Source organism: Micropruina sp., from assembly GCF_047606665.1.
In the GTDB taxonomy this organism is placed as follows: Bacteria; Actinomycetota; Actinomycetes; order Propionibacteriales; family Propionibacteriaceae; genus Micropruina.
Window position 1 is genome coordinate 1 of the sequence record NZ_JASGEF010000007.1, and the last position, 25,019, is coordinate 25,019.

The 25,019-nt window shown below is 69.4% G+C and carries 26 protein-coding genes and 2 pseudogenes; 11 read left to right on the plus strand and 17 right to left on the minus strand.

Going from position 1 to position 25,019, the window contains the following annotated elements; genetic code table 11:
• The first annotated feature begins 190 nt into the window (after window positions 1-190).
• Together QM619_RS00880 and QM619_RS00885 are read left to right on the plus strand one after the other, a co-directional pair.
• On the plus strand, window positions 191-436 hold the full coding sequence (locus QM619_RS00880; RefSeq protein ID WP_415103343.1) for a type II toxin-antitoxin system Phd/YefM family antitoxin: 246 nt from the start codon (window positions 191-193) through the stop codon (window positions 434-436).
• A gap of 4 nt (window positions 437-440) precedes the next feature.
• The gene (locus QM619_RS00885; RefSeq protein WP_415103345.1) at window positions 441-704 is read left to right on the plus strand and encodes a type II toxin-antitoxin system RelE family toxin; all 264 of its coding nucleotides are present in this window, start codon (window positions 441-443) and stop codon (window positions 702-704) included.
• Between the two features lie 120 nt (window positions 705-824).
• Here the strand turns inward: QM619_RS00885 and QM619_RS00890 are convergent, their stop codons facing one another.
• From QM619_RS00890 to QM619_RS00900, 3 genes are all read right to left on the minus strand, one after another.
• Window positions 825-3,017: a heavy metal translocating P-type ATPase gene (locus QM619_RS00890; RefSeq protein ID WP_415103347.1), complete on the minus strand. Its 2,193-nt coding sequence runs from the start codon at window positions 3,015-3,017 to the stop codon at window positions 825-827.
• 87 nt (window positions 3,018-3,104) lie between these two features.
• A complete protein-coding gene (locus QM619_RS00895; RefSeq protein ID WP_415103349.1) occupies window positions 3,105-3,308 on the minus strand; it encodes a heavy-metal-associated domain-containing protein in 204 nt (67 codons plus the stop codon).
• 25 nt (window positions 3,309-3,333) lie between these two features.
• Window positions 3,334-3,678, minus strand: coding sequence for a metal-sensitive transcriptional regulator (locus QM619_RS00900; protein ID WP_415103351.1), 345 nt, complete (start codon window positions 3,676-3,678; stop codon window positions 3,334-3,336).
• 503 nt (window positions 3,679-4,181) lie between these two features.
• Between QM619_RS00900 and dnaB the strand changes: the two genes are divergently transcribed.
• The 3 genes from dnaB to QM619_RS00915 all read left to right on the plus strand — a co-directional run bounded on the left by dnaB (window position 4,182) and on the right by QM619_RS00915 (window position 6,771).
• Window positions 4,182-5,546, plus strand: coding sequence for a replicative DNA helicase (gene dnaB / locus QM619_RS00905; protein ID WP_415103353.1), 1,365 nt, complete (start codon window positions 4,182-4,184; stop codon window positions 5,544-5,546).
• 404 nt (window positions 5,547-5,950) lie between these two features.
• On the plus strand, window positions 5,951-6,298 hold the full coding sequence (locus tag QM619_RS00910; protein ID WP_415103355.1) for a PadR family transcriptional regulator: 348 nt from the start codon (window positions 5,951-5,953) through the stop codon (window positions 6,296-6,298).
• Entirely contained in the window at window positions 6,271-6,771 is a 501-nt protein-coding gene (locus QM619_RS00915; RefSeq protein ID WP_415103357.1) for a hypothetical protein, read from the plus strand. The genes QM619_RS00910 and QM619_RS00915 overlap by 28 nt, the downstream gene beginning before the upstream one ends.
• 59 nt (window positions 6,772-6,830) lie before the next feature.
• Here QM619_RS00915 and QM619_RS00920 read toward each other — a convergent pair whose 3' ends face one another.
• Window positions 6,831-7,118 carry a S16 family serine protease gene (locus tag QM619_RS00920; protein WP_415103359.1) on the minus strand — a complete coding sequence of 96 codons (288 nt, stop codon included), beginning with the start codon at window positions 7,116-7,118 and terminating at the stop codon, window positions 6,831-6,833.
• A 228-nt stretch (window positions 7,119-7,346) separates the two neighbouring features.
• Between QM619_RS00920 and QM619_RS00925 the strand changes: the two genes are divergently transcribed.
• A complete protein-coding gene (locus QM619_RS00925; RefSeq protein ID WP_415103361.1) occupies window positions 7,347-8,501 on the plus strand; it encodes a glutamate--cysteine ligase in 1,155 nt (384 codons plus the stop codon).
• Window positions 8,498-9,823 (plus strand): GH25 family lysozyme, encoded by a 1,326-nt coding sequence (locus QM619_RS00930; RefSeq protein ID WP_415103363.1) that lies wholly within the window; start codon window positions 8,498-8,500, stop codon window positions 9,821-9,823. Before QM619_RS00925 ends, QM619_RS00930 begins: the two co-directional genes overlap by 4 nt.
• Window positions 9,824-9,961: 138 nt before the next feature.
• Here QM619_RS00930 and nhaA read toward each other — a convergent pair whose 3' ends face one another.
• Entirely contained in the window at window positions 9,962-11,185 is a 1,224-nt protein-coding gene (gene nhaA, locus QM619_RS00935) for a Na+/H+ antiporter NhaA (RefSeq protein WP_415103365.1), read from the minus strand.
• Window positions 11,186-11,593: 408 nt separating this feature from the next.
• On the opposite strand from nhaA, the gene QM619_RS00940 reads away from it, so the two are divergent.
• Window positions 11,594-11,875 carry a DUF1540 domain-containing protein gene (locus tag QM619_RS00940; RefSeq protein ID WP_415103367.1) on the plus strand — a complete coding sequence of 94 codons (282 nt, stop codon included), beginning with the start codon at window positions 11,594-11,596 and terminating at the stop codon, window positions 11,873-11,875.
• Between the two features lie 84 nt (window positions 11,876-11,959).
• On the opposite strand, the gene QM619_RS00945 is transcribed toward QM619_RS00940, so the two are convergent.
• The 5 genes and pseudogenes from QM619_RS00945 to QM619_RS00965 form a co-directional block, all read right to left on the minus strand.
• Window positions 11,960-12,805 carry a hypothetical protein gene (locus tag QM619_RS00945; protein ID WP_415103369.1) on the minus strand — a complete coding sequence of 282 codons (846 nt, stop codon included), beginning with the start codon at window positions 12,803-12,805 and terminating at the stop codon, window positions 11,960-11,962.
• 286 nt (window positions 12,806-13,091) lie between these two features.
• Window positions 13,092-13,769, minus strand: coding sequence for a TenA family protein (locus QM619_RS00950; protein ID WP_415103371.1), 678 nt, complete (start codon window positions 13,767-13,769; stop codon window positions 13,092-13,094).
• A 6-nt stretch (window positions 13,770-13,775) separates the two neighbouring features.
• Window positions 13,776-14,141, minus strand: a pseudogene (locus QM619_RS00955) (bifunctional hydroxymethylpyrimidine kinase/phosphomethylpyrimidine kinase); the annotation flags it as partial.
• Between the two features lie 89 nt (window positions 14,142-14,230).
• Entirely contained in the window at window positions 14,231-15,187 is a 957-nt protein-coding gene (locus QM619_RS00960) for an aldo/keto reductase (RefSeq protein WP_415103373.1), read from the minus strand.
• 110 nt (window positions 15,188-15,297) lie between these two features.
• Window positions 15,298-15,720: a M23 family metallopeptidase gene (locus QM619_RS00965; RefSeq protein ID WP_415103375.1), complete on the minus strand. Its 423-nt coding sequence runs from the start codon at window positions 15,718-15,720 to the stop codon at window positions 15,298-15,300.
• Window positions 15,721-16,041: 321 nt separating this feature from the next.
• Between QM619_RS00965 and QM619_RS00970 the strand changes: the two genes are divergently transcribed.
• A complete protein-coding gene (locus QM619_RS00970) occupies window positions 16,042-16,656 on the plus strand; it encodes a TetR/AcrR family transcriptional regulator (RefSeq protein WP_415103377.1) in 615 nt (204 codons plus the stop codon).
• Window positions 16,657-16,674: 18 nt separating this feature from the next.
• On the opposite strand, the gene QM619_RS00975 is transcribed toward QM619_RS00970, so the two are convergent.
• The 4 genes and pseudogenes from QM619_RS00975 to QM619_RS00990 form a co-directional block, all read right to left on the minus strand.
• Window positions 16,675-17,139, minus strand: a complete 465-nt coding sequence (locus QM619_RS00975) for a methylated-DNA--[protein]-cysteine S-methyltransferase (protein ID WP_415103379.1) — start codon at window positions 17,137-17,139, stop codon at window positions 16,675-16,677.
• Window positions 17,136-18,626 (minus strand): AlkA N-terminal domain-containing protein, encoded by a 1,491-nt coding sequence (locus QM619_RS00980; RefSeq protein WP_415103381.1) that lies wholly within the window; start codon window positions 18,624-18,626, stop codon window positions 17,136-17,138. The genes QM619_RS00975 and QM619_RS00980 overlap by 4 nt, the downstream gene beginning before the upstream one ends.
• A 34-nt stretch (window positions 18,627-18,660) precedes the next feature.
• Window positions 18,661-18,960: pseudogene (locus tag QM619_RS00985) on the minus strand (DUF1905 domain-containing protein); the annotation flags it as partial.
• On the minus strand, window positions 18,929-19,600 hold the full coding sequence (locus QM619_RS00990) for a TetR/AcrR family transcriptional regulator (RefSeq protein ID WP_415103383.1): 672 nt from the start codon (window positions 19,598-19,600) through the stop codon (window positions 18,929-18,931). The pseudogene QM619_RS00985 and the gene QM619_RS00990, both read right to left, overlap by 32 nt.
• Window positions 19,601-19,718: 118 nt before the next feature.
• Here QM619_RS00990 and QM619_RS00995 point away from each other — a divergent pair, with 118 nt between their 5' ends.
• The gene (locus QM619_RS00995; protein ID WP_415103385.1) at window positions 19,719-20,147 is read left to right on the plus strand and encodes a VOC family protein; all 429 of its coding nucleotides are present in this window, start codon (window positions 19,719-19,721) and stop codon (window positions 20,145-20,147) included.
• Window positions 20,148-20,267: 120 nt separating this feature from the next.
• On the opposite strand, the gene QM619_RS01000 is transcribed toward QM619_RS00995, so the two are convergent.
• Together QM619_RS01000 and QM619_RS01005 are read right to left on the minus strand one after the other, a co-directional pair.
• Window positions 20,268-20,738 carry an AAA family ATPase gene (locus tag QM619_RS01000; RefSeq protein ID WP_415103387.1) on the minus strand — a complete coding sequence of 157 codons (471 nt, stop codon included), beginning with the start codon at window positions 20,736-20,738 and terminating at the stop codon, window positions 20,268-20,270.
• Window positions 20,739-20,764: 26 nt separating this feature from the next.
• On the minus strand, window positions 20,765-21,718 hold the full coding sequence (locus tag QM619_RS01005; protein WP_415103389.1) for a helix-turn-helix transcriptional regulator: 954 nt from the start codon (window positions 21,716-21,718) through the stop codon (window positions 20,765-20,767).
• 96 nt (window positions 21,719-21,814) lie between these two features.
• Between QM619_RS01005 and QM619_RS01010 the strand changes: the two genes are divergently transcribed.
• Window positions 21,815-22,423: a DUF664 domain-containing protein gene (locus QM619_RS01010; RefSeq protein ID WP_415103391.1), complete on the plus strand. Its 609-nt coding sequence runs from the start codon at window positions 21,815-21,817 to the stop codon at window positions 22,421-22,423.
• Window positions 22,424-22,432: 9 nt separating this feature from the next.
• Here QM619_RS01010 and QM619_RS01015 read toward each other — a convergent pair whose 3' ends face one another.
• Window positions 22,433-24,976, minus strand: coding sequence for an ATP-dependent DNA ligase (locus tag QM619_RS01015; protein WP_415103393.1), 2,544 nt, complete (start codon window positions 24,974-24,976; stop codon window positions 22,433-22,435).
• Window positions 24,977-25,019: the final 43 nt, after the last annotated feature.

The window sequence follows — 25,019 nt, forward strand, 5'->3', positions numbered from 1 at the left end:
GGCGGGATGAGCTGCGGCCCCCAGATCTTGTGGGCGTACTGGACGTACGGCGCAAGATTTGGGGGCCGCAGATCGCCCGTCCGGGTGCGCCGCAGCCGGGACATGATTGATCAGCGGTTCCTTAGGCGGCGGGGTCTCCCGCGATCCCATCCTCCTGTACGCTGCGATCCCTCTTTTATACAATGAGGGCATGTTCACCATCAGCGCATCCGAGGCACGGAAGAGCTTCGCCGCGATCATCGAGACTGCGCAGCGCGAGGCGGTCGTCGTCGAGCGCCGTGGCGAGGCCCAGGCTGTCGTGCTCAGCCCCGCGGAGTACGAGCGACTCCTGGAGGTGGCTGAAGAAGCTGAAGACATCGCCGCATTCGACGCCGCGATGGCCGAGGAAGGCCCGAACATCCCGTGGGAGCAGGTCAAGGCCGACCTCGGGTGGTGACCCGATGCCATATCAGATCGAGGTCCGGCCGGCGGCACTCCGTGCCCTGAAACGCATCGACCATCAGGACCAGGCGCGCATCCGCGGTGCGATCGCCCTGCTCGCCGTCGACCCCAAACCTCCAGGCGCGAGACCACTCCGCGGCCGTGAGGGTCTGCGCATCCGGGTCGGCAGCTACCGGATCATCTACCTGGTCGAGGACGACCGGCTGCTCGTCGTGGTCGTGACGCTCCGCCACCGCCGCGACGTGTACAAACCAGGGTCGTAGCCTCGATTCGCGGCACGTCGCGACGGCGCGCGCAATCTGGCGCAAACAAGGATCAGGATCGGGCTGGAACAGACCGGCCCGTTCCAGATCGTTATGTGCAGCTACCAACCGCTGCGCGGCTCAATCCGCGCCGAAGCGGCGCAGCCGCAGGCTGTTCAGCACCACGAACACCGACGACAACGCCATCGCGGCACCGGCGATCATCGGATTCAGGAACCCCAGGGCCGCCAGCGGGATCGCGGCGACGTTGTAGGCGAAGGCCCAGAACAGGTTGCCCTTGATGGTGGCGAGGGTGGCACGGGACAGCCGGATCGCGGTGGCGGCCAGCCGCAGGTCGCCGCGCATCAGGGTCAGGTCGGACGCCGCGATCGCCGCGTCCGTGCCGGTGCCCATCGCGATGCCCAGGTCGGCCTGGGCCAGCGCGGCGGAGTCGTTGACCCCGTCGCCGACCATCGCCACCTGGCTGCCGTCGGCCTGCAGCCGCTTGATCTCGGCCAGCTTGTCCGCGGGCAGCACCTCGGCGATCACCTGCTCGATGCCGACCTCGGCGGCCACCGAGTCGGCTACCGTGCGGGCGTCCCCGGTGAGCAGCACCGGGGTGAGGCCCAGCGCTTTCAGATCGGCGATGGCGTCGGCGGAGGTGTCCTTGACCGCGTCCGCGACGGCGATCATGCCGACCAGTTCGCCGTCGACCGCGACCACGACGGCGGAGTGTCCCTTGCCCTGCGCAGCGGTGAAGGCGGTGACCACCGGTGATGCGACCGTAAGATCGGCCCCGACCAAGGCCGGGGTGCCGACCAACACCTGACGGCCGTCGACGACGGCGCTGATGCCGCGTCCGGGCAGATTCCGGAAGTCGCTCACCGTCGCGTCGGAGGCCACGTGCTCGGCGATCGCCCGTGCGATCGGGTGCTCGGAGGCCGATTCGGCCGCCCCGGCCAGCCGCAGCCAGCCGGCGTCCGGACCTTCGCCGACGGACTCGACCACGGCCATGGTGCCGGTGGTGACGGTGCCGGTCTTGTCCAGCACGATGGTGCTCACAGCCTTGGTGCGTTCCAGGATCTCCGAGCCCTTGATCACGATGCCGAGCTGGGCGCCGCGTCCGGTGCCGACCAGCAGCGCGGTCGGGGTGGCCAGGCCGAGAGCGCAGGGGCAGGCGATGATCAGCACCGCCACCGCGGCCGAGGAGGCGAACGCGAAGCCGGCACCGGCCAGCAGCCAGCCGGCCAGGGTGAGCACGGCCAGGCCGATCACCACCGGCACGAATACCGAACTGATCCGGTCGGCCAGCCGCTGCACGTTCGCCTTGCCGGTCTGGGCCTGCTCGACCAGCCGGGCGATGTGCGCCAGCTGGGTGTCGGCACCGACCCGGGTGGCTCGGACGACGAGGCGTCCGTTGGCATTCACGGTGGCTCCGATCACGGCGTCGCCGGGACCGACGTCGACCGGCACCGACTCGCCGGTGACCATCGACGCGTCCACCGCGGAACTGCCCTCGACCACCTCGCCGTCGGTGGCGATCTTCTCCCCCGGTCTCACCACGAAGGTGTCGCCGGGCTTGAGGAAGTCGACCGGGACGCGGGTCTCAACCCCGCCCCTCAGCAGGGTCGCCTCGGTGGCACCCAGCTGCAGCAGGGCCCGGACGGCTTCGCCGGCGCGCTGCTTGGAGCGGGCCTCGAACCAGCGTCCGAGCAGCAGGAAGGTGATGATGCCGACGACCGCCTCGAAGTAGACGCTGCCCTCGCCGGTGCCGCGCATCAGCATGAACTCGAAGCCGTGGGTGTAGCCGATCATGCCGGCATGGCCGAAGAACAGCGCGTACAGCGACCACCCCAGGGCGGCGGTGGTGCCCAGGCTTATCAGGGTGTCCATGGTGGTGGCCAGATGCCGGGCGTTGACCAGCGCCGAGCGGTGGAACGGGTAGCCGGCCCAGGCGTAGACCGGAATGGTCAGCACCAACGACAGCCACTGCCAGCCAGGGAATTGCCAGGCCGGAACCATCGCCAGCACGATTACCGGGACCGCCAGCACGGCGCTGACGATCACCCGGGTCTGGAGCTGTTTGGCGTGGTCGACCTCGGGTTTGGCCGGGTCGGGCAGCGCGGCGTGGTAGCCGGCCTGCTCGACGACGGCGATCAGCTCGGCCACCGGGATCGGGGCGTCGGTGAGCACCCGCGCCTTCTCGGTGGCGTAGTTGACCGAGGCGGTTACGCCGTCCACCTTGTTGAGCTTCTTCTCGATCCGGGCCGCGCACGAGGCACAGGTCATGCCATCGATGTCGAGCTCGACCGATTGATGCTGCGTGGTGGTCATGTCCTTCTTCGTTCGTGAGTTCTATCGATTGGCAACAGGGCGACCGGCTCTTCTCAGGCCCGCATGCAACCGAGCCCAGCCCCGAGGTCACACGACCGTGTAATCGCCCGCCTCCGCCACTGCTTCGACGATCCGGTCGAAGTCGACCGGGGCGTCCGAGACGACGGTCAGCTTGCCGCCCTCGAGGACGACGACGGCGTCGGTGACACCGGGGATCTGCTTGACCTCTTCAGTGACGGCGGCGACGCAATGACCACATGTCATGCCTTCGACGGTGTAGGTGCTTTCCATGACGATTCTCCTTCGTTCGGTGGGATCAGGATCGGACGAGCCGCGCGATCGCGTCACGTGCCTCGGCCAGTTTGGTTTCGGCCTCCTCGCCACCCTCGCGGGCGGCGCGGACCACGCAGTGCCGCAGGTGGTCGTCCAGCAGTTCCAGAGCCAGCGACTCCAGCGCCCTGGTGGTGGCCGAGATCTGGGTCAGGATGTCGATGCAGTAGCGCTCGTCGACCACCATGCGGGACAGCCCGCCGACCTGACCTTCGATCCGGCGCAACCGCTTGAGGTAGGCGTCCTTGCTGGTCAGGTAGCCGTGCCCGGCATGCGCGGTTTCGTCCGGATTCTCGGCAAAACCCGGTTCTTCGTGGGACGAGTGGGACATATGTGGCTCCTGCTTCTACGACACTGGGACTCAACCACTTGCAGTATACCCCCCATGGGTATACAAGCAACTGGTCCAGCTGTGGACAACCATGACACCGTGAGCCGTCAAACAGACTCCAGCCCTTCTGTCAAGCCGGAATCAACCTGGGGTGACTGATGAGACACCTACCTGAAGTAGTCCAGCAGCGATACCAAAGCGCCTTGTCAGAGCGACAATAACGGGAGGATAAATTTCTCATCCACCACCCTGACGGCGCGTCGTACACAGGCCACACGCCGTGGCTCCACAGAATCCACAGACCCTGGAAGAAGTTGTGGATAACTTCCGTTGGACGACACTCCGACAGCCGGTCTATCGTCGGGCGATACGTCGCACAGATTGCCCTGTGCGACCAGCGCGAGGGATCGCATTCGAACTGGCGAACGACAGCCAAATGAAAGTGTCAGAGCGCCTGGCTAGCCTGCCAGGCGTAGGGATGGTTGCGCATACGAGGAGGGGTCATGTCCGTCGCATCGCTCCCTCCGTACGAGGAGGATCCGCGCGACTACGGCGGTCCCGACCGGACGCCGCCGCAGGACGTCCAGGCCGAGCAGTCGGCGTTGGGCGCGATGCTGTTGAGCAAGGACGCCATCGGCGACGTCGCCGAGATCGTCCGGGGCCGCGACTTCTACCTGCCCAAGCACGAGCAGATCTTCGACGCGATCATCGACCTTTTCGGACGCGGTGAGCCGGCCGACGCGATCACCGTCGCCGACGAGCTGGCGAAGCGGGGCGAGCTCGGCAAGATCGGCGGTCACATCTATCTGCACGACCTGCTGTCGATGGTGTCGATCGCGTCGAACGCCAGCTTCTACGCCGAGATCGTCAAAGAGAAGGCGGTGCTGCGGCGGCTGGTCGAGGCGTCCATCAAGATCAGCCAGATGGGCTACGCCGGCGGCGGCGAGGTGTCCGACATCGTCGACCGGGCCCAGCAGGCGATCTACGAGGTGGCCGAGGGCAAGACCTCCGACGACTACGAGCCGCTGAGCGTGCTGATGGAACGCACCCTCGACGAGATCGAGTCGCTCAGCCAGCACGGCGTGCTGGCCGGGGTGCCGACCGGCTTCATCGAACTGGACGAGCTGACCAACGGTCTGCACGCCGGCCAGATGATCATCGTCGCCGCCCGTCCCGGCATGGGCAAGTCGACGCTGGGGCTGGATTTCGCGCGTGCGGCGTCCATCAAGAACAAGCTGACCAGCTGCTTCTTCTCGCTGGAGATGGGCAAGAGCGAGATCGTCCAGCGGCTGATCTCGGCCGAGGCCGGGGTGCCGCTGAACCACATCCGGAAGGGTCAGATGTCCGACGACGACTGGCAGCGGATCGCCCGCAAGACCGGCGAGGTGTCCAGCGCCCCGCTGTTCATCGACGACTCGCCGAACCTGACCATGATGGAGATCCGGGCCAAGGCGCGCCGGCTCAAGCAGCGGCACGACCTGAAGCTGGTGATCGTCGACTACATGCAGCTGATGACCTCGGGCAAGAAGGTCGAATCGCGCCAGCTGGAGGTGTCCGAGTTCAGCCGCCAGATGAAGCTGCTGGCCAAGGAGCTGAACGTGCCGGTGGTGGCGCTCTCCCAGCTCAACCGTGGCCCCGAACAGCGCACCGACAAGAAGCCGATGCTCTCCGACCTGCGCGAATCGGGTTCGCTGGAGCAGGACGCCGACATGGTCATCCTGCTGCACCGCGCGGACGCCTACGACAAGGACTCCGAGCGGGTCGGCGAGGCCGACTTCATCGTCGCCAAGCACCGCAACGGCCCGACCGCGACGATCCAGACCGTCTTCCAAGGCCACTACAGCCGCTTCGTCGACATGCAGCACTGAGAGGTTCGCGGGGACGAGTTCAGGAACAGCTTCGTGACTCGGACGGCAGCCACCAGCACCCAATCGGATCAATTCTGTTCCATATGGACCGATTGTGTTCCATACCGGCGACATGGACCTGTCCCGGCCGTAGGAGGGTCGGGCGTTCGCCGATGGATCTGGCACTCCTGCACGGCCGCAGTTGGCAAGCCCACCGTCGAAGACCAGCATCCGTGCTCGTTCGCCCATCCCCCGGCCCAGCTGGGTGGTCCCGCAGGTACTCACGAAGGAACGGGATCGCGAAGTCGACTTTCCCACGTCCGGCACTGCCGATCATTCCGGCCTCAATGAGCCGGGCTCGGTAGACGCCGACGTAGCCGGAGCTCTTTCCCAGCCGGTAGTTGGAGGACACGGTGGGCAGGCCGATGACGGAGATGCTCAAGGGCACTTTCCAGGGCATCGCGCTGGCGCTGCTAGCCGACCGTTCCGCCTACGGCTACGAGATCACCGCTTGGCTGCGTGAGCAGGGCTTCACCGACATCGCCGAGGGCACGGTCTACGCCGTACTGGTCCGGATCGGGCAGCAGGGCCTGGTCGACGTGGCGCGGGTGCCGTCCGAGAAGGGGCCGCCCCGGCGCGTGTATTCGCTCAACGCCAAGGGGCGCGACGACCTCGAAGAGTTCTGGAGGACCTGGAGCTTCCTCACCGAACGGATCGACCAGCTCCATGAAGGAGGCCGGTGGCCATGGCAGCCGGATGGATCGAAGCACTGACCGGGCCGCTGGACGAGAAGCGGCGGTACCGCCAGGGCAAAGCCCGGATCAAGCAGCTGCCGGCGAACTACCGCACGGCGGTCGAGGCACTGGAGCGCTATCTGATGCACGCCGGAGGCATCGTCAAGGGCGACGTGGTGGTGACCATAGGCCTCCATCGCGCGGAGCGCGGCGTCCACATGGATCCTGGCGACGATCGTCTTGACCCCCGAATGGAACGGTGGCGGGTCGGCACGGACGACCCACAGCCGTCCGTCGGACCAGGTGGGCAGGCCGTGCAGAGCAAAGATGCCGTCGTACCATCGTCGACTCGTCTCCACCGCCGCGGCGAGCATGTCCATCCGCTCATTCTCGGTCCGCTGGGGCGGGGTGTCACCGCTCGCGGCGCCGGGCGAAAGCGGCGGTCTATCCGCGGTCAGTCTGAAATCGACCCCAGAGTGCACCGCGGTGGGTGCGGGTTCGTGCCTTGCTGAGGCGTGACTCGTACCGGAGCCCGCACACTCTGGGGTCGATTTCAGACTGATCCGGAGTATCAGCCGACCGGGACGTGGGCCGGGTCCAGCGCGGCGGACAGGATTTCCCGGACGTCCGAGACGATGTGCACGGTCACATCGGCCAGGATCTCGGCCGGAACGTCGTCCAGGTCCGGCTCGTTGCGTTGCGGCAGGTACACCTCGGTGAGCCCGGCCCGCTGGGCGGCGAACAGCTCTTGCTTGACCCCGCCGATCGGCAGCACCTGGCCGGTCAGTGGCTGCGGGTCGGCCGGAACCGGTTGCGCGACGTCTTTCTCGACCCCGAAGAGCAGGCGTTGTTCGTCCACGGCGCGAAGGCCGCCGGAGCGCTCATCGCGGGCTTCCGGCAGTCGGTCGGCACCGACAGCGCCGAGAAGCTCAACTTGCTCGGATCGCTCGCGCTCACAATCCCGGACGGGCGACGGCCGTCCGAGCCGACGCCGTCCAGATAGGGCCGCACACGCGAGAAGCCGGCGTCCGCAAAGTCACCCCGGCAGACGTTGTCCGGTCGCGGGGCGCGGCGGGACACTGACCGCATGCCTGTCACCTTCGGGGTCGAAGAGGAACTGCTGGTCGTCGAACGGCGCAGCGGACGGCCGGTCCCGGTCGGCGACACCGTGGTCCGGCGGGCCCGGAGGCTGCTGGACGGGTGCGCCGACGACCTGCCCGGAACGGCGATCGAGCACGAGTTCAAGCGCGAGCAGGTCGAGATCGGCTCGCTGCCATGCCACACCACCGCCGAGTTGACCCGGCAGTTGCGCGACCTGCGACGGGCGCTGGCGACCGCCGCAGCCGAATCGGACGCCGGGGTCGCGGCGATCGCCACCTGCCCGTTCAAGGTGCGGCCGACCCCGACCGACGACGCACGCTACCGGCGGATGGCGTCCGAGTTCGGGCAGCTGTCCCGGCAGCAACTGACCTGCGGCCAGCATGTGCACGTCCAGGTAGGCTCCCGCGACGAGGGGGTCGGAGTGATCGATCGGCTGCCGCGCTGGCTGCCGACGCTGCTCGCGCTGTCGGCCAATTCGCCGTTCTGGCAGGGCCAGGACACCGACTACGCCAGCTTCCGGACGATCATGTGGGGGCTGTGGCCGACCGCCGGCCCGGCCGGACCGTTCGGCGACGCGGCCGGTTACGACGCCGCCGTCGCCGACATGATCCGCTCCGGCGCGGCACTCGACGACGGAATGATCTACTTCGAGGCCCGGCTGTCCGCCCGCTACCCGACGGTCGAGATCCGCACCGCCGACGTCTGCACCCGACTCGACGACGCCGTGCTGATCGCCGCCCTGTGCCGCGCGATGGTCAGCACGGCGGCACGCGCATGGACACAAGGCGAGCGGCCGGACGCGCTCCCGCCGCAGTGGCGGCGGGCCGCGAGCTGGCGGGCCGCCAGGTCGGGCCTGACCGGCGGCCTGCTCGATCCGTCCAGCCGGACCGTGGTCGCCGCGCGAGACGCCGTGAACGCGCTGGTCGCCGACGTCCGCGACGCCCTGGAGGACACCGGCGACCTGGAGTTGGTCACCGACGGCGTCGACCGGCTGTTCCGGTCCGGGACCGGAGCCGAGCGCCAGCGGGCGGCGCTGCGGGGGTCCGGGTCGCTCGGTGCCGTCGTGACGGACGCCGTCCGCCGGACGGACGGGTTACGATGCAAGCTCGTCGCCGGACCGACCCGAAAGCCTCCGACATGACTGCTGCCGCCCGCTTCGTCCGAGCCCTCGCCACCGCCACCGCCGCCGCCACCGTGGCGATGGCCGGCACCCTGCTGGCCGGCGCCACCGCGGCATCGGCGTCCGCCGCACCGTTGCGCCCGGCGTCCGCCGCGAGCGCCACGAAGACGACCGCCACGAAGAAGGCGAAGAAGACCCGGATCACCTCCCACCCGAAGAGCGCCACCATCAGCCGCTACGGCGGAACCCCCCGTGCCACGCTCAAGGTGAAGGCGTCCGGCACCAAGCTGCGCTACAGCTGGCAGGCCCGGAGGCCGTCCGGCTCGTGGCAGACGATCGCGGGCGCCACCAAATCCTCGTACCAGGCGAGCGCGGCCAGCTGGGCGAACGGGACCGGGTTCCGGGTGAAGGTCAAAGGCTCCAAGGGCACGGTCACCTCGACGACGGCCACGCTGACGGTGCTGATGCCCAGCAACACCCCGGCCAAGGACGCGGCGAAGGCGTTCGGCCTCGCCGGGCTCAGCCAGGGCGTCGACCTGTCGTCGTACCAGTACACGCCGTCGGCGAAGGTGCGCGCCGGCGTGCTCGCCGACTGGGCCGGAACCAACGGATTCGCGATCCTGCGGCTCGGCAGCGGCGCCCGTCCGATCAACCACAGCTACGCCGATGCGTGCACCAACGAGTCGCGCAACACCGGCAACACCCCGGTGGTGCAGGACTGCGCATTCGCCACGCTGTCCGACCAGGTGCGGGCGGCCGGCATGCGGCAGGGCGCGTACTGGTTCAACGGCTGGACGACCGGCGTCGACACCAGCCCCGGCAACCTGTTCGCCGGCGACTTCACCCCGGCCAAGTCGGCGGCCCGATTCGTCGCGATATTGAAAGCCGACGGCAATTACACCAAGACCAGCACCAATCCGCTGGTGATCGACGTCGAGGCCGGCGGCAGCTTCTCGAAGTCGTCCGGCGGCAAGAAGTACACCCATGCGCTGCGCGCCTGGACGCCGGCCGAGGCCGCCGAGTTCCTGACCACGGCCAAGGCCCTGCTCACCGCCGACGGCTACCGCGCCAACCTCTACGTGTACCTGAGCGCCAGCGTGGCCGAGCAGAAGACCAAGGGACGTTACGCGTGGTCGGACGTCGCCGGCATCGCCCGGCTCTGGGTGGCGTCCTGGGGCGCCAACAACGCCCGGGTCCCCGCTAGCCAGCCCAAGGTCGGACCATGGTCGACGCGCGGCGGCTGGTCGATATGGCAGTACACCAGCAACCTCCGGATCTCAGGCAGCGGCGTCGACGCCCTGGACGGCGACCTGGCCAAGCCGGACGCCTGGACGCCCCGCTGACCTGAACGCCAGCATCCGCCGGACCTCACAACCAGCCCCGCCGGATCGGCGTAGCCTCCCCCACCGTCCCCTCACGACCGGCCAATAGGGCCCTGCCTAACTACTTCCGCCCTGCCACATGTGGGAGGGCGGAAGTAGTTAGGCAGGGGTTTGTGCGGGCGGGTGAGATGCGCGGGGACGCCGGGCGTCCCACCGCAGAAAGAACGCGCCCAGCGCGCCGGCCAGCAGGGACGCGCCGAGCACACCTGCCTTGGCCGCGCTGCGGTGCGGCTCGTCGTCGAAGGAGAGTTCGGCGATCAGCAGCGCGACAGTGAAGCCGATCCCGGTGAGCAGGCCGATCGGCAGCAGGTCGCGCAGCCCGATGGAAGCCGGCAGTCGCAGCGGGGTGAACCGGGTGACCAGCGCGGTCGTCCCGATCACGCCGATCAGCTTGCCGGCCAGCAGCCCGACCAGCACCGCGTAGAACACCGGCTCCCGGCCGACCGCCGAGGCCGTGCCGCCGACCAGGGTCACCCCTGCGGCGAAGAAGGCGAAGACCGGCAGCGCCACCCCGGCCGACCACGGCCGGACCAGCTCGTCATAGCGGTGCGTCCGCGGTTCCGGCTCACCGTGAATGGCCACCGCCGGGACGCAAAACCCGAGCAGCACCCCGGCGATCGTGGGGTGCACGCCGGAGGCATGCATGAATCCCCAGGCGAGCACCGCCACCGGCAGCAGCAACCACCACGGCGCCCGACGCAGCCGCACCACCAGGCCGAACACCCCGACCGCGGCCAACGCCCCGGCCAGCATCGGCCCCGAGATGTGCTCGGTGTAGGCGACCGCGATCACCACGATGGCCAGCAGGTCGTCGACCACGGCCAGGGTCAGCAGGAACAGCCGCAGCGCGCGCGGCAGCCCGCGTCCGAACACCGCCAGCACCGCCAGCGCGAAGGCGATGTCGGTGGCCATCGGGATCGCCGCGCCGTGCAGCGCCGCCGGCTCGCCGGCGCCGAGCGCCACGGCCGCGAAGATCGCCGCCGGCACCACCATGCCGCCGACCGCCGCCAGCACCGGGACCGCCGCCTCGCGCGGATGCCGCAGGCTGCCGGCCGCCAGTTCGTGTTTGAGATCGACGCCGACCACGAAGAAGAAGACGGCCAGCAGGCCGTCGGAGGCCCACGCGGCCGTGCTCAACTCCAGATGCAGTGCCGCGGGCCCGAACGCGGCTCCGGCGAGCGCGCGATAGGCGTCCGACCAGGGCGAGTTCGCCCAGGCCAGTGCCAGCACGGCAGCGATCAACAGGACGACTCCACCGGTCACCCCATCGGTGAGCCGGCGCAGCAGCCGGTTCAGCGGACGTGGCGGCACGGACGTGGTCAATGCGGTCTCCTCGCTCTCGGACGTCCCCGCCGAAGAGACGCCGCCGACCAGACTTCCCGGCGCACCGCCGTCAGAATATCGGCCCCGTCCGACAGGTTCGCGAACGGCCCGGCGGACGCCCAGACCCTCGTCCGGACGAGTTCCAATCAATCTGCGAGACTCTATTTACGAAAAACGATCGTAGCTTTTATCCATCAGCCTTACGCGCCGACAGCAGACTGCCTTCTTTGCATCCATAATGCCTAGTCAATAGCCGATCACCGAGCGCATCGAAGGTATTTTGAAAACATTTCATAACGAAAATAGCGAGGCAGTTAGGTAAGGCTAAGAATGCTTGTTGACAACAGTTCTCGTGACTATGGTGGAACCAATAAGAGTCCACGCCACACACCCAAGGAGCCTCCGATCATGAGCACCATCTCACTCACGCTCGTCACGTCCTGCGCCACGAGCGCCTGCGCATTCAACAACAACGGCTGCACGGCCGGCGCGATCACCGTCGGTGGTTCCAGCGCCGCCACCTGCACCACCTTCACCGAGCTGGACGCCCGCGCCGGCCTCGCCTCGGCCAACGGCCAGGTGGGCGCCTGCAAGCGCCTCGAGTGCGTGCACAACGCCGACCTGCTGTGCACCGCGGGCAAGATCGCCGTCGGCGACACCGCGAACTGCCTCAGCTACTCCGCCCGCTGACGCTTACACCACCGGTCGGGTTTGGCGAAATCCCTTGTCGGACGACACCTGCTTCAGGCATCGACAAGCTCGACCAGCGGAAAGTCAGCGGCTTCCGCACCCTGACACGACGAGTTGGCCGAGCCGATCGGCCAGCTCGTCGATCGCGTCTGCGGGCTCCTCGAAGGCGAGGAAGTGCACGCTGGCACGTCCCAGCACGACCGACATCAGGGTCAGCCCGGTCCGGTCGATGTCGACGCAGAACACCTGGCCCTCGGTGTGCGAACAGGTGACCTCGGCCCGGCTGGACAGGGTCACCCCCGCGTCCCAGCCGGTGGCGGCGGCGTGCACCAGTCCATGCAATTGCGCCGCCGACAAGGAACCCACCAGGTCGCGCGCCGCCCACTCGTGCCCGGCGTCCGGGAAGCTGCGGCACACCCAGCCCTGCAATCCGGTGGCCACCTCGTCGAACGACAGCGGAAGGACTCCGGCGCTGTCGTGCACCAGCACCCGGACGGTGCGAATCACGCCCAGCCGTCCGCCCGCGGCAGTGGCCAGTTCGACCAGTTGCGGGTCGAGCCCGGCCTCGGCGACGAAATCGCCGACCCGTTCAGCCGGGAGCCATTCCAGCGTCCCGAGCAGGTGCGCCGCGCAGGCGGTGATCCGGACGGCCCACTCGGGGGCCTCCTTGACGATGTCGAGCCGGACCCGCAGCGGACCCTCGTCCCAGGTGGTGGCCGGCACCGCGTCGTCGGCAAGTCCGGCGACCACCAGGTCACCAGACGCGGTCATGCCGTGGCGCAACGCACCGGCCTCGACCAGCGGCGCCAGGTCGTAGGCCACCAACGATGCCCGTCCGCTGCCGGTCAGCAGCCGGCGCGCCAGCGACAGCGAACGGGCGCGCATCGTGTCGGCGCGCCCCTCTTGGACTGTCGTGTGCACTGGTTCCACGGGACCCCCTGGTGTCGCTGGGTGACGGCCTGCCAGAAATTGGTAAGGGGAGCCTAACCTTATCTGCCGCGACGCGGGCGGGATTGTCGAGTTCTGGGACGGGGCGCGAGCCCGCTCCCACGTCCGAGGTCTCGACAAGCTCGACCAACGGTGGTCGAGCAGCCTCGCAAGTTCCCCCGACGATGGCCGGCAGCGACGTAACTGGGAAGCGACCACCAGAACCAACCACAAACGGGTCTCGACAGGCTCGACCAACGACAGTTCGACCGTCGAGGGTCGGCGGTCCCTATCGGAGCGGGGCGGCGAAGAACTCCCGCTCGTGCACGCAGGACGCCCGGAACGCGCGCGCCGCGGCCTGCCGGCTGCCCGATCCGGCTCGTTGCGCGGCGGCCTCGGCGATCGCGATCGCTCGCCTGGTCGCCTCCGCGAAGGCCTCGTCGGCGTAGGTCGACAGCCAGTCCGCGAACGGGTGGCCCGGACGATTGCGGGCCGCGAGGGTGTCGCCGACGTCGGCGTAGATCCAGAAGCAGGGCAGCAGCGCGGCGACGAGAACGGCGTAGTCACCGGTCGATTCGACGGCTGCGAAATGGTCCAGGTATGCCGTGGTGACCGGCGAGGGCGGCGTCCGTTCTACCACCTCGGGCGCCACCCACGACTCGTGCAGTTGCAGCTCGGTGGCGATCGCCGAGGTGGAGCACTCCTGCCAGAACGCCCGCTCGGCCTCGTCGGTGGCCAGTCGGGCGGCGGCCGCCAGCGACTGGGCGTAGCGGCCGAGGTAGAGCGCATCCTCGGCCAGGTACCAGGTGAACGCGTCGACCGGCAGGGTGCCGTCGCCGAGGGCGCGGACGAAGGGCAGTTCGTCGATCTCGGCGCGAATGCCGGACGCCTGCTGCCACCACCACTGGGTGACCGGTCCCGGCCGGGGTCCGCCGGCAGCGTCCCACAGCTCGCCGAGGTGGTGCACCGGTCCGTTGCCGCGCCCGACGTCCAGTTCATCGGCGCGGGCAATCGCCCCGGCAAGCCAGTCGGTGCTCTCGGCTAGGGCCTGCGGCCAGTCGCCGGTGACCGCGAACCGGGTGGCCAGGGCCGACGACAGCGAGCATCCGGTGCCGTGGGTGTTGCGGGTCGCGATCCGCGGGTGATCGGTCTGGGCGAGGACGCCGTCGGGCCCGACCAGCGCGTCGCTGAAGCGAACTGCCGCCGCCGATGCTCGGGCGGTCGTCCGCTCGCCACCCCTCGGGTGACATCGCCCTGCTTCGGCGTCCTTTCCAGGGTTTAAACCAGGTGAACGACGCCAAACCAGGGCGATGTGGAGGCGGGGTTCGATCGACTCGATCCGACAATCCGCGGGGCGTCAGGTGTCGCTGCCCCGCGGAATCTGCAGGGTGGCCAGCAGGGCCGGAGCGGAACGCTCCCCCCTGACGGTCACGCGAAAGTGGCGTACGAGAACGCCGAGCCGTGCCGCAACTCGGCCAGTTCCGCCAGGTCGGCCGGGGACGGCTCCCAGGCACCCGCTGCCACATTGGCGGCGATCTGCTCGGGTCGGGTGGCCCCGCTGATCACGCTGGCGACCGCCGGCTGAGCGGCCAGGCCGCCGATGGCCAGGGTCAGCAGCGGCAGGTCGCGGGCGTCCGCGAACGCCTGCAACGCCTCGATCCGGTCCCAGTCGGCGCCCGCCAGCCGACCTGCCTGGGCGGCCAGCCGCGAGCCTTCGGGTGCCGCCTCGCCCCGGCGGTACTTGCCGGTGAGCAGGCCGTAGGCGAGCGGGAAGTAGGGGAACAGCCCGATCCCGAATCGTTCGCAGGCCGGGATCAGCTCGTCCTCGGCGAGCCGGTTGTACAGCGAGTACTCGTTCTGCGCCGAGATGAACCGCTGGGTGCCGCCGGCACGGGCCGTCCAGTCGGCGTCGGCGACCTGCCAAGCGGTCAGGTTCGACGAGCCGATGTAGCGGACCTTGCCCTCGGCGACCAGTTCGCTCATCGCCTGCAGGGTCTCCTCGATCGGAGTGATCCCGTCCGGACGGTGCAACTGGTACAGGTCGATGTAATCGGTGCCGATCCTGCGCAAGCTGGCCTCCACGGCCTTCCTGACGTAGCGGCGTCCGCCATGGGCCCCGAAGTGTTCGGCGTGGTGGTCGCCCATGCCGAATTTGGTGGCCACGATCACGTCCTCGCGACGGGCACCGAGCGCCCGGCCGAGGAACTCTTCACTGACCCCGTCGGCGTAGGAGTCGGCCGTGTCGAACAGCGTGATGCCGGCGTCCAGTGCCGTGTCCACAACGGCCTTCGTCTGGTCGTAGTCGATCCGGGCGCCGAAGGCATTGCAGCCCACACCCACCACCGACACCATCAGTCCACTGTCGCCCACGGCTCGATAACGCATGACCGCAACCTACCCGCGACCGGCCCCGGCCGAAGCGCTGCCGCCATGGTGGACGCGTGGCTTCGCCCGGAGCGAAACCACACCTGGGACGACGACCCCGCCCTCGGCGATCAGGACACCCTCTCGACGATCTCGGCCTCGGCCGGGACGCCGCCACGGACGACTCCGGTCGAGGTTCGATAGGCGGCGAAGACGAACGGCAGGCCGCGCGCGTCCGCACCGCTCAACGAGTCGCTGACCTGCAGATGGACGTGCGGCTGGGTGGTGTTGCCGGAGTTGCCGCACTCCCCGATCGGCTGCCCGGCGTCCACCCGCTGGCCTTCCCGGACCGCCACCGTGCCGCGTCGCAGGTGCGCGATCGGCACGCAGGGCCCGCCGTCGGCGACGGCGATCGCCACGCAGTTGCCGGCCAGCCCGGCGAGCCCGCGTCGAACTCGTACTGGCTGGCCGCGCATGAAACCGGAGTAGGCCGGCAGCGACCGCCGCACCCGGACGTCCGGCTCGCCGTCGTGACACAGCGCTTCCCGTGACATGAGCGTCCAGACGTAAGCGAAGGGCGGACGCCCTAGCACGTCCGCCCTTCGCTCCGCAGTGGTGGTACTGCGTGCGCGGTTGATCGGGGAACCGACCAAAACCACTCGGGGCCCGAGCCTGGCGTATCGGGGGAGTACGCGGCTTTCGAGCGAGCACACTCCGTCGGATGGGGGGGCCGAGAAGCTGCTGACCACAACTTCATCAGACTTCTGGACAGTCGTCAAGAATTTTTCGGACGAATGGCCAGCTCTTTTGCGAACCCGGCCCCGACGCCGCCTCCCCGCGGATAGAATTCGACCCCTCCGGAGAGGAGTGCGCCGATGACGATGACAGCGAATCGAGCCGCCCGCGCACAGGTGGACAAATTCTCGGCACGTCGTGCAATGCTTGCCGACTCGGCCTTGGAGGCGCTCGCCGAACACGGCTTCGCCAGGACGGGCCTGCGCGAGATCGCCCAGCATTCGTCGTTGTCGCACGGGTCACTGCACTACTACTTCGACGACAAGGACGACCTGGTCGCTGAGGCGGTGTGGGCCTTCAAGTCGACCTGCGCGCGTCGTTACGACCACATCGTCGCCACCGCCACCGACGGCGCCGAGCTCATCGCCGGAGTCGCCGACACGATGGTGGCCACCTTGCGCGAGGACGCCACCCCGCATCGGCTCTGGTACGACCTTCGTACCCAGGCACTGTTCGGACGCGGTTTCGGCGACACCATCGTCCGGATCGACGATTTGCTGCAGCAGATGGTCTGGTCGATCGTGCAGCGGTACGCCGAACTCGTCGGCAAGCCTCCGCTGGTCACCCCCGAGTTCGCGTACGCGGTGACCGACGGCCTCTTCCAAAACGAACTGATCCGCTTCCTCCGGGGTGACGAAGCCGCCGCAGACCGGCTGCGCCAGGGTATCGCGGCCCTCTTCTCTGCGCTGGTCTAAGAACTTCTCGGCGCTGGTCTAGAAAGCTGACTGGACGCCCGACTCGTGGTCGAGCAGCCAGCGTTTGCGTTCGATTCCGCCGGCGTAGCCGGTCAACTTTCCCGATCCGCCGATCACCCGGTGGCAAGGCACGACGATCGCTATCGGGTTGCGGCTGTTGGCCAACCCGACCGCCCGCGATGCCGTTGGCTGCCCGATCCGGGCGGCCAGTTGGCCGTAGCTCCAGGTCACGCCGTAGGGGATCTCGCACAGCGTCGTCCACACGGTCCGTTGGAAGGGCGTGCCGGTGGGCGCCAGCCTCAGATCGAAGTCGGTGCGTTCGCCGGCGAAGTACTCGCGCAGCTGCCCGGCGGCCGCTTCGGACGCCTCGGACGAGCCGGCCACGACGTCCGGTTCGCCGAAATTGATCACGGTGACCGCACCCGCGTCGTCCGTGGCGACCCAGACCGGGCCGACGGGGCTGTCGAGGGTGGAGATGTTCATGATGCCTCCGGAATCCGGTTGACCGGGTGGTCGAGGACCGACCACAGGTATTGGGTGGCGTAGCTGCGCCAGGGACGCCATCGCTCGGCAGCGGTACGGAGATCGGCGATGCCGAGGTGCTGGGCGGCCCGGACGATGCCGAGGTCGCCGGACGGGAAGGCGTCCGGGTCGCCGAGGGCTCGCATCGCGACCAGTTCCAGCGTCCAGGGCCCGATGCCGCGCAGGGCGGCCAGGGCCCGCCGGGACTCGCCACGGTCGGCGCCCTCGCTGAGGTCGAGCCGGCCCTCGGCAAGCTCGCGGGCCAGCCCGACCAGGGTCTCCGCGCGAGTGCGCGGGCCGGGAATCTGGTCGGCACCGAGTTCGACGACGGCTTCCGCGGTCGGGAACAGATGGGTCAGCCCGCCGGCCGGGTCGCTGATCGGCTCGCCGAGTCGTTCGACCAGGCGTCCGGTCTGGGTGCGGGCCGCGGCGGTCGACACCTGCTGACCGAGGACCACGCGCAACGCCAACTCGGCGCCGTCGGCGCTGCGCGGCACCCGACGTCCCGGATGGGCGGCGACCAGGGACGCCAGGGCCGGGTCGGCGGCCAGTGCGTCCGCCACCGCGATCGGGTCGGCGTCCAGGTCGAGCAGCCGGCGGCAGCGTCCGATCGCCGGGGTCAGGTCACGCGGATCGGTCAGCCACAGGGTGGTCGCGATGTGGTCGGGACGGGGCGCGAGGGCCACGATTCCAGGGCCGTGCGGCAGCGCCAGCGTGCGCCGGTAGGCGCCGTCGCGCCACTCCTCCACGCCCGGCACGGCGGTGGCGATCAGGTGGCCGAACAGTCCGGCCGGCTCGAACGGACGCCGGAACGGCAGCCGCAGCTCGATGGCGCCCAGCTGACCGTTCGACTGCGGGTCACGGGCCAGCCGAGCTCGCAGTTCGCCGGGGGTCAGGTCGAAGGCGGACCGGACGGCGTCGTTGAACGAACGCACCGAACCGAAGCCGGCGGCGAACGCGACGTCGCCGAGCCGCATGGTGGTGGTCTCCAGCAGCACCCGTGCGGTGTGGGCGCGTTGCGCACGGGCCAGGGCCAGCGGGGACGCCCCGAGTTCGCCGGCCAGCGCCCGTTGCAGTTGCCGCACCGAGTAACCCAGCCGGTCGGCGACCCCGGCGACCCCCTCGCGATCGACCAGCCCGTCGCCGATCAGCCGCATCGCCCGCGCGACCGTGTCGGCCCGGACGTCCCAGGCGGCCGAGCCGGGCACGGTGTCCGGACGGCAGCGCCGGCAGGCCCGGAAGCCGGCGTCCTGCGCGGCCGCCGCGGTCGGATAGAAGGTGGTGTTCTGCGGGCGCGGGGTGATCGCCGGACAACTCGGCCGGCAGTAGATGCCGGTGGTGCGGACGGCGGTGAAGAACTCGCCGTCGAAGCGAGCGTCGCGGCTGGCGATAGCCCGCAGGCACACCTCGCGGTCGGGGATCATGGCCTCCAGCATGGTCACCCCCACCGACAGAACCTAGCGAGAATGCGACATCGACCGCAGCATCCATCGTGATGGCCTCAGCGGCGCGGACGGCGTCCTTGACCGGCAGCAGATAGCCACCATCGCGCGGGAACAGCGAGGTGGTCCAGGTGGTGCGTCCGATGGACGCCTCGACCGGGATCATCCCCCGGCCGTGGCCGACCGCCTTGGCGATCGGAACGATCTGCTCGACCACCGGCCGGTGAGCTCGACGAAGTGGTATGGCGCCGGTCCGCTCCAGTGGATCACCGTTGCGGTGAAATCGAACTCGACCACCGGGCAGTCTGTCACCGCGGACGGGCGCTCGGCCCGCCCACACCCAGAACGCCGTCGACGATGTCGCGGACCAGCCTGGTCGCCATCGCGTCCCGGACGGCGCGCGGCACCTCTCGCAGCGGCCCCTGGGTCGCCAGCGAGGCGAAGCCGTGCACGCCCGACCAGCACCGGATGGCGGCCGGCTGGAGATCGTCGGCCAGCAGCGCCCCGACCGCGGCGAGGCCTCCGAGCGCGTCGGTGAGCAGCTGGAACGGGGTCCGGCCGGTGGCGCCCGCCCCCTCGGGCAGTTCGGCGTGCTCCATGCTGAGCAGGCCGTGCAGCCCGATCCGGAAGGCCCGTGGCTGGTCGAGGGCGAAGGCGATGTAGCCGTCGCCGACCGCCTCGAGCAGAGCGCGCGCCCGTACCGTCGGGTCGGTGACGGCGACCCGTGCCTGATGCTCCTCGATGCTGCGAGCCAGGCCGCGCATCGACCGCAGCCCGATGGCGACTCGGAGCTCGTCCAGGCCGGTGAAGTGCCGGTAGGCGGCGGCCGGGGTGACGCCGGCCCGCCGGGTCACCGCCCGGAGCGTGACCGCGTCCGGCCCCTTCTCGACGGCCAGGTCGTAGCCGGCCTGCACCAGAGCGGCGCGCAGGTTGCCGTGGTGATAGCCGGCCTTCGCCTCGGCAGGGGTTGCCTCAGTCATGCCAACCCCCTACCGTTTCAACCATCGATGTTTACATCGTTCACTTGATCGGCGAGGACACGCTGATCGACGGCCGACATTACATCGTCGCGTCGAACCCGACCGATAGGAGCAGACCATGGCCATCTCACTGAGCCCTTACCTGAACTTCGCCGGCAACGGCCGCGAGGCGATGACCTACTACCAGGGCGTCTTCGGCGGCGAGTTGCAGCTGTTCGGCTATGCCGCGTTCGGCATGAAGGACATGCCCGAAGACGGCCTGATGCACGGCCAACTCGAGGTCGGCGCCGGCCTGACCATCATGGCTTCCGATGCCATGCCTGGCGCCGAGCAGACCTGGGGCGGCACCCGCGTCTACTGTTCGTTCTTCGGCGACGATCTCGAGACGCAGCAGCGCTGGTTCGACGCCCTGGCCGCAGACGGCAGCGTAGGCATGCCGCTGGAGAAGCAGGTCTGGGGCGACATCTACGGCCTGGTCATGGACAAGTACGGCATCGAGTGGATGTTCAACGTGTCCGTCCCCGAGGGCTGGTCGCAGCAGGGCTGAGCCCAGCCCGCTGTTCGAGCCTGTCGAGACCTCAGCACCCTGAGGCGCGCTCAATCAGCGTTGGTCGAGCTTGTCGAGACCTCAGCACCCTGATTTCGACAAGCTCAATCAACGACAAGCTCAATCAGCGGTGTCGATCACCCGCGCGTCCTCGTCCGGCCCCGGCCAGTCGAAGCCGCCCAGGTAGCGGCGCAACTCCGCCTCGGTGAGCCGGACGGCGTTGGCATGCCCCTCGTCGTTGCGCTGCTGCACGCGTCGCCAGAGCACGTCGAACGGCGCGGTGACGACCAGCAACTCACAATCGGCGCCGGCGTCCGCGCTCAGTCGGCGCCACTCGTCGCGGACGGCCCGGCTGGCCAGCGACAGGTCGACCACGACATCGGCGCCGTCGGCGAGGGCGCGGGCGAGTTCGCTCTGGAGCGCGGCATACAACTCGTCGAGACGCTGCTGGGGCGGTTGCCGGTGCCGCCATCCGTCCGCCCAGACCGCCTCGTCCATCGACAACCGGACGGCGCCGCGGCGCTCCAGCTCTCGGGCGTATGTGGTCTTGCCGGCCCCGGCAGGCCCGCACAGCAAGGTGACCATCGGCATGCCGACACTGTAGAAGGACGCGACCCTCAGAGCGCGGCCCGCATCCGTTCCGCGGCGGCGGCACACGCCGCCCGGACGGCCTCGTCCCCGATCACCCGGTACGGCGCCGGCAGGCCGGAGAGCCAGCCCGGCACGTACTCGGCCCGCTCCGCGCCGGTGCGCAGCTCGGTGGTGTGATCGTCGATCGCGGTCAGCCGGGTCCGGTACGGCCCGAACCACTGGAGCAGGTCGTCCAGAGGGGCTTCGATGCGGACGACGACCGCGTGCGGGTAGCCACCGACCGGCGGATTGCCCAGCCGCTCGACCGGGTCGGGCTGGTCCGGACGCGGCCGGTAGCCCAGCGTGGACGCCGTCACCTCGCTCATCCGGTCAAGCCGGAACAGCCGCCAGTCGTCACGGTCGAGGTCGAAGGCCGACAGGTACCAGCCTCGGTCGGCGGCCACCAGCCGATAGGGCTCGACCCGGCGCTGCCCCAGCAGCTCGGCCGACCGGGTCGGCGGATAGCCGAACCGCAGCCGGACCTGGGCACGGATCGCGGCGGCGATCCGGGTCAGCACCTCGGGCGGCACGGTGGCCGCCAGCCCGCCGGTGTGGCTGACCACGCTGCGCAGGTCGCGCAGCCGTTCCCGCAACGGTCCCGGCAGCGCGGCGTCCAGCTTGACCAGGGCCCGGACGGCGGATTCGGCGTCCGCGCCGGCGCCGAGGGTGGCGGTGCGCTGCAAGCCGACGCCGACCGCGACCGCCTCGTCCTCGGTGAACAGCAGCGGCGGCACCGCGCGGCCACGGGACAGCCAGTACCCCCCGGCCGCACCGCGGTCGGCCTCGATCGCATAGCCGAGCTGGCGCAGCCGGTCGACGTCGCGGCGCACTGTCCGAGTGGTCACACCGAGGTCGGCGGCGAGTTCAGACGCCGTCCAGCCCGGACGCGCCTGCAGCAGACCGAGCACCCGCAGTGCCCGTTCGGTGGTGTCGGTGGACATGCCTTCAGGATTCCATGAACTAGCGGACAGAACCTGTCCTATTAGGTCGAAATACTTGGGATGTCAGCGAAGGAACCCACAGCAAGGAGCACTCAGATGGCCTTCCTCACTCAGAACGCCAGCGGCGAGGCCGCCGTGATCGGCAGCTTCGTCCGCAACCAGTTGGCCCAGGTGCGGAGCACCGTGCACGGGCTGACCGACGAGCAGTGGCACCAGCGCTCCACGGTCAGCGAGTTCACCCTGGCCGCCCTCGTCGCCCACGTCGGCGAGGTGGCCGAGCAGTACGGCGTCGGCATCGAAGCGGCGGTCGGTGGGCCGGCCGACTACAGCGAGGGCATCACCGAGGGCGAAGGCGGGCCGGTCACCGGCCGTTCCGGTGAGGACCTGCTGGCCGAGTTCGACCGCCGGGTGGCCGGCTTCTCCACCCTGCTGGAGCGGGTGGAATCCGGCGTGATCCCGCTCGACGGCCTGGTGCCAGTGCCGGCCGCAGCATGGTTCCCGAAGGACCTCACCCACTGGGAGGTGCGCTGGGTGCTGCTCCACGTGGCGACCGAGGTGGCCCGGCACGCCGGCCACGCCGACATCATCCGGGAGAGCATCGACGGCAAGGGCGCCTACGAGCTGAACGCGCTCGCCGACGGCGAGCAGTGGCCGCCGTGGGGCAACGGCCACTGGACCGACAGCGAATGGACCGGCGGCGAGTGAGGATCGCGATCACCGGTCGTCGGGCAGGGTGATGTCCTCGGGGGTCTTGTCCGGACGCCAGCCGCGCCACACCGGCATCCGGAGGCGTCCGGCCTGTGTCCAGACGCCGTAGCTGACCTCGCCGACGAGAAGCGGCTCGACCCAATGGGCGCTGCGGCGCTCGACGGCGGGGACGTCGTCCACCGGCGTCTCGGGAATCTCGATCTCGGAGAGCACCAGCCGGGTGTCGGCCAGGTCCTGGTCGGTGAATCCGGAGCCGACCCGGCCGACATAGGTCAGTCGGTCGCCGTCCGGCACCGCCATCAGCAGGGCGCCGAGGGTCCGTGCGCGGGCGTTCTCGCCGGGCAGCCAGCCGATGATCACCACCTGTTGGGTGAGGATGTGCTTGAGCTTCACCCAGGTGTGCGCCCGGCGTCCGGGCTGGTAGATGCTGTCGGCACGCTTGGCGATGACGCCTTCGAGGCCGAGTTCGGCGCTGATCGCGAGGGCCTCGTCGGCGTCCGTACCGAGCTGGGTGCTGAGTTGCACCCGCGGCGTGCCGTCGCCGATCAGCTCGCTCAACTGCCCGCGGCGTTCGGAATACGGCTGGCGCAGCAGGGAGCGCCCGTCGAGGTGCAGCAGGTCGAAGACCAGGTAACGCGCCTCGCCGCGGTGCTGGGAACGGTGCTGCAGCCGCTCGAAACTCGACCTCCCGGCCTCGTCGAGCAGCACGATCTCGCCGTCGATGACCGCCTCGCGACCGTCAATCAGGCGTCCGAGTTCGGCAAGCTCCGGAAACTCGGCGGTGAGGTCGAGGCCGCGCCGGCTGGTGAAGGTGGCCGCTCCCCCGGTCACGGACGCCACGGCGCGATAGCCGTCCCACTTCACCTCGAACACCCAGCCGTCGCCGCGGACATCGGCAACGGTTCCTGGTCTGGGCATCATCGGTGCGATCGCCGGCAACTCCTCGGCCTCGCCGGTCGTCTTCCCTTTCCTACCGCTGGTCGAGCTTGTCGAGACCCCTCCCGATCCGCTTTCCACGGGCTCGGCCGACGGCGCGCTCTTCTCCGCGGGCGCCATCAGGTGGATCAGCCAGTTCTTCTCGTCGCCGCCCATTCGGGTGTGCAGCAGGGCGAACCGGCGCGGCACCCCGCCCAGGCCGCCGTCCGGACGTCCGGTCAGAGTGGCGATGACCTCTTTGCCGTCGCGCCATTTCTCCCGTTCGAAGCTGCCGGCGTCCCAGATCGTGACGTGGCCGCCGCCGTACTCGCCGCGCGGAATGTCGCCCTCGAAGCTGCCGTACTCCAGCGGATGGTCCTCGGTCTGCACCGCCAGATGATTGACGGCGGGGTCGGTCGGCGGACCCTTCGGGATCGCCCACGACACCAGGACGCCGTCGTGCTCCAGCCGGAAGTCATAGTGCAGCCGGCGGGCGTGATGCTCCTGGATCACGAACGAGTTCCCGTCCGGACGGGGGTTCGGGGACGCCTGCGGCACCGGTTCCGGCGTCCGGTTCGGGTCGCGCATCGAACGATAGGTGGTGAGCCGATCATCGGACGAGGTACCGGCGGTTGAGCGGGTCGATCTCTCGCTGGTCGAGCGTGTCGAAACCGCGGCGGACGAGGTCTCCACGAGCGCGACCGACGAGTGGTTCGAGGTCCCCGCAGGATCGGCCGACGAGTCGGGAGGGGTCTCGTCCAGCGCCGCCATCGGGTCGCCGATGCTCGCGATCCGCTCCAGCACCTCGTGAAAGTCCAGCTGGCGCAGCCCGGCGTCCAGTTCGTCCCAGGTGCGCGGAGTGGCGACCGTCGGATGCGCCCGGCCGCGCAGCGAATAGGGGGCGATGGTGGTCTTGGCGGCGTTGTTCTGGCTCCAGTCCAGCAGCACCTTGCCGGTGCGGAGCGTCTTCTTCATGTCGCTGACTACGAGATTCGGGTGCATCGCCTCCAGCGACCGAGCCAGTTCGCGGGCCCATTCGGACGCCTCCCGCGACGACATCGAGCCGTCCAGCGCGGCATACAGGTGGATGCCCTTGCTGCCGCTGGTCACCGGCACCGAGGCCAGCCCGACACCGTCGAGGACCTCGCGCAGCAGCTGGGCGACCTCGACGCATTGCTCGATGCCGGCCTCCTCACCGGGGTCGAGGTCGAGCACCAACCGGTTCGGCGGTTGCGCTCGATCGTCGCGCACCGTCCATTGCGGCACGTGCAGCTCGAGCGCGGCCAGCTGCGCCAGCCAGACCAGGGTCGCCGCGTCGTCGATCAGCGGGTAGGTGTTGTCGCCCTCGTGGTGCGCGATCGTGAAGGTGCGCACCCATTCGGGCGTGGATTTCGGCTCCAGGTTCTTGTGGAAGAACGGCTTCGGCGGGTGCTGCGACGTCCCGACGCCATTGGGCCAGCGCTTGCGGGTCGCCGGACGCCGCCGCGCATGCGGCAGGAATACCGGTGCGACCGCCTGGTAGTAGCCGATCACCTCGCCCTTGGTGGTGCCGGTCTCCGGGTACAACACCTTGTCGAGGTTGGTCACCTTGATCGGACGACCGTCGACCTCCAGGTAGTGCGCCGGCTGAGCCATGCCGCCCAGTCTCCCAGCACCCGCCGTCGTCCCTGCTACCCCT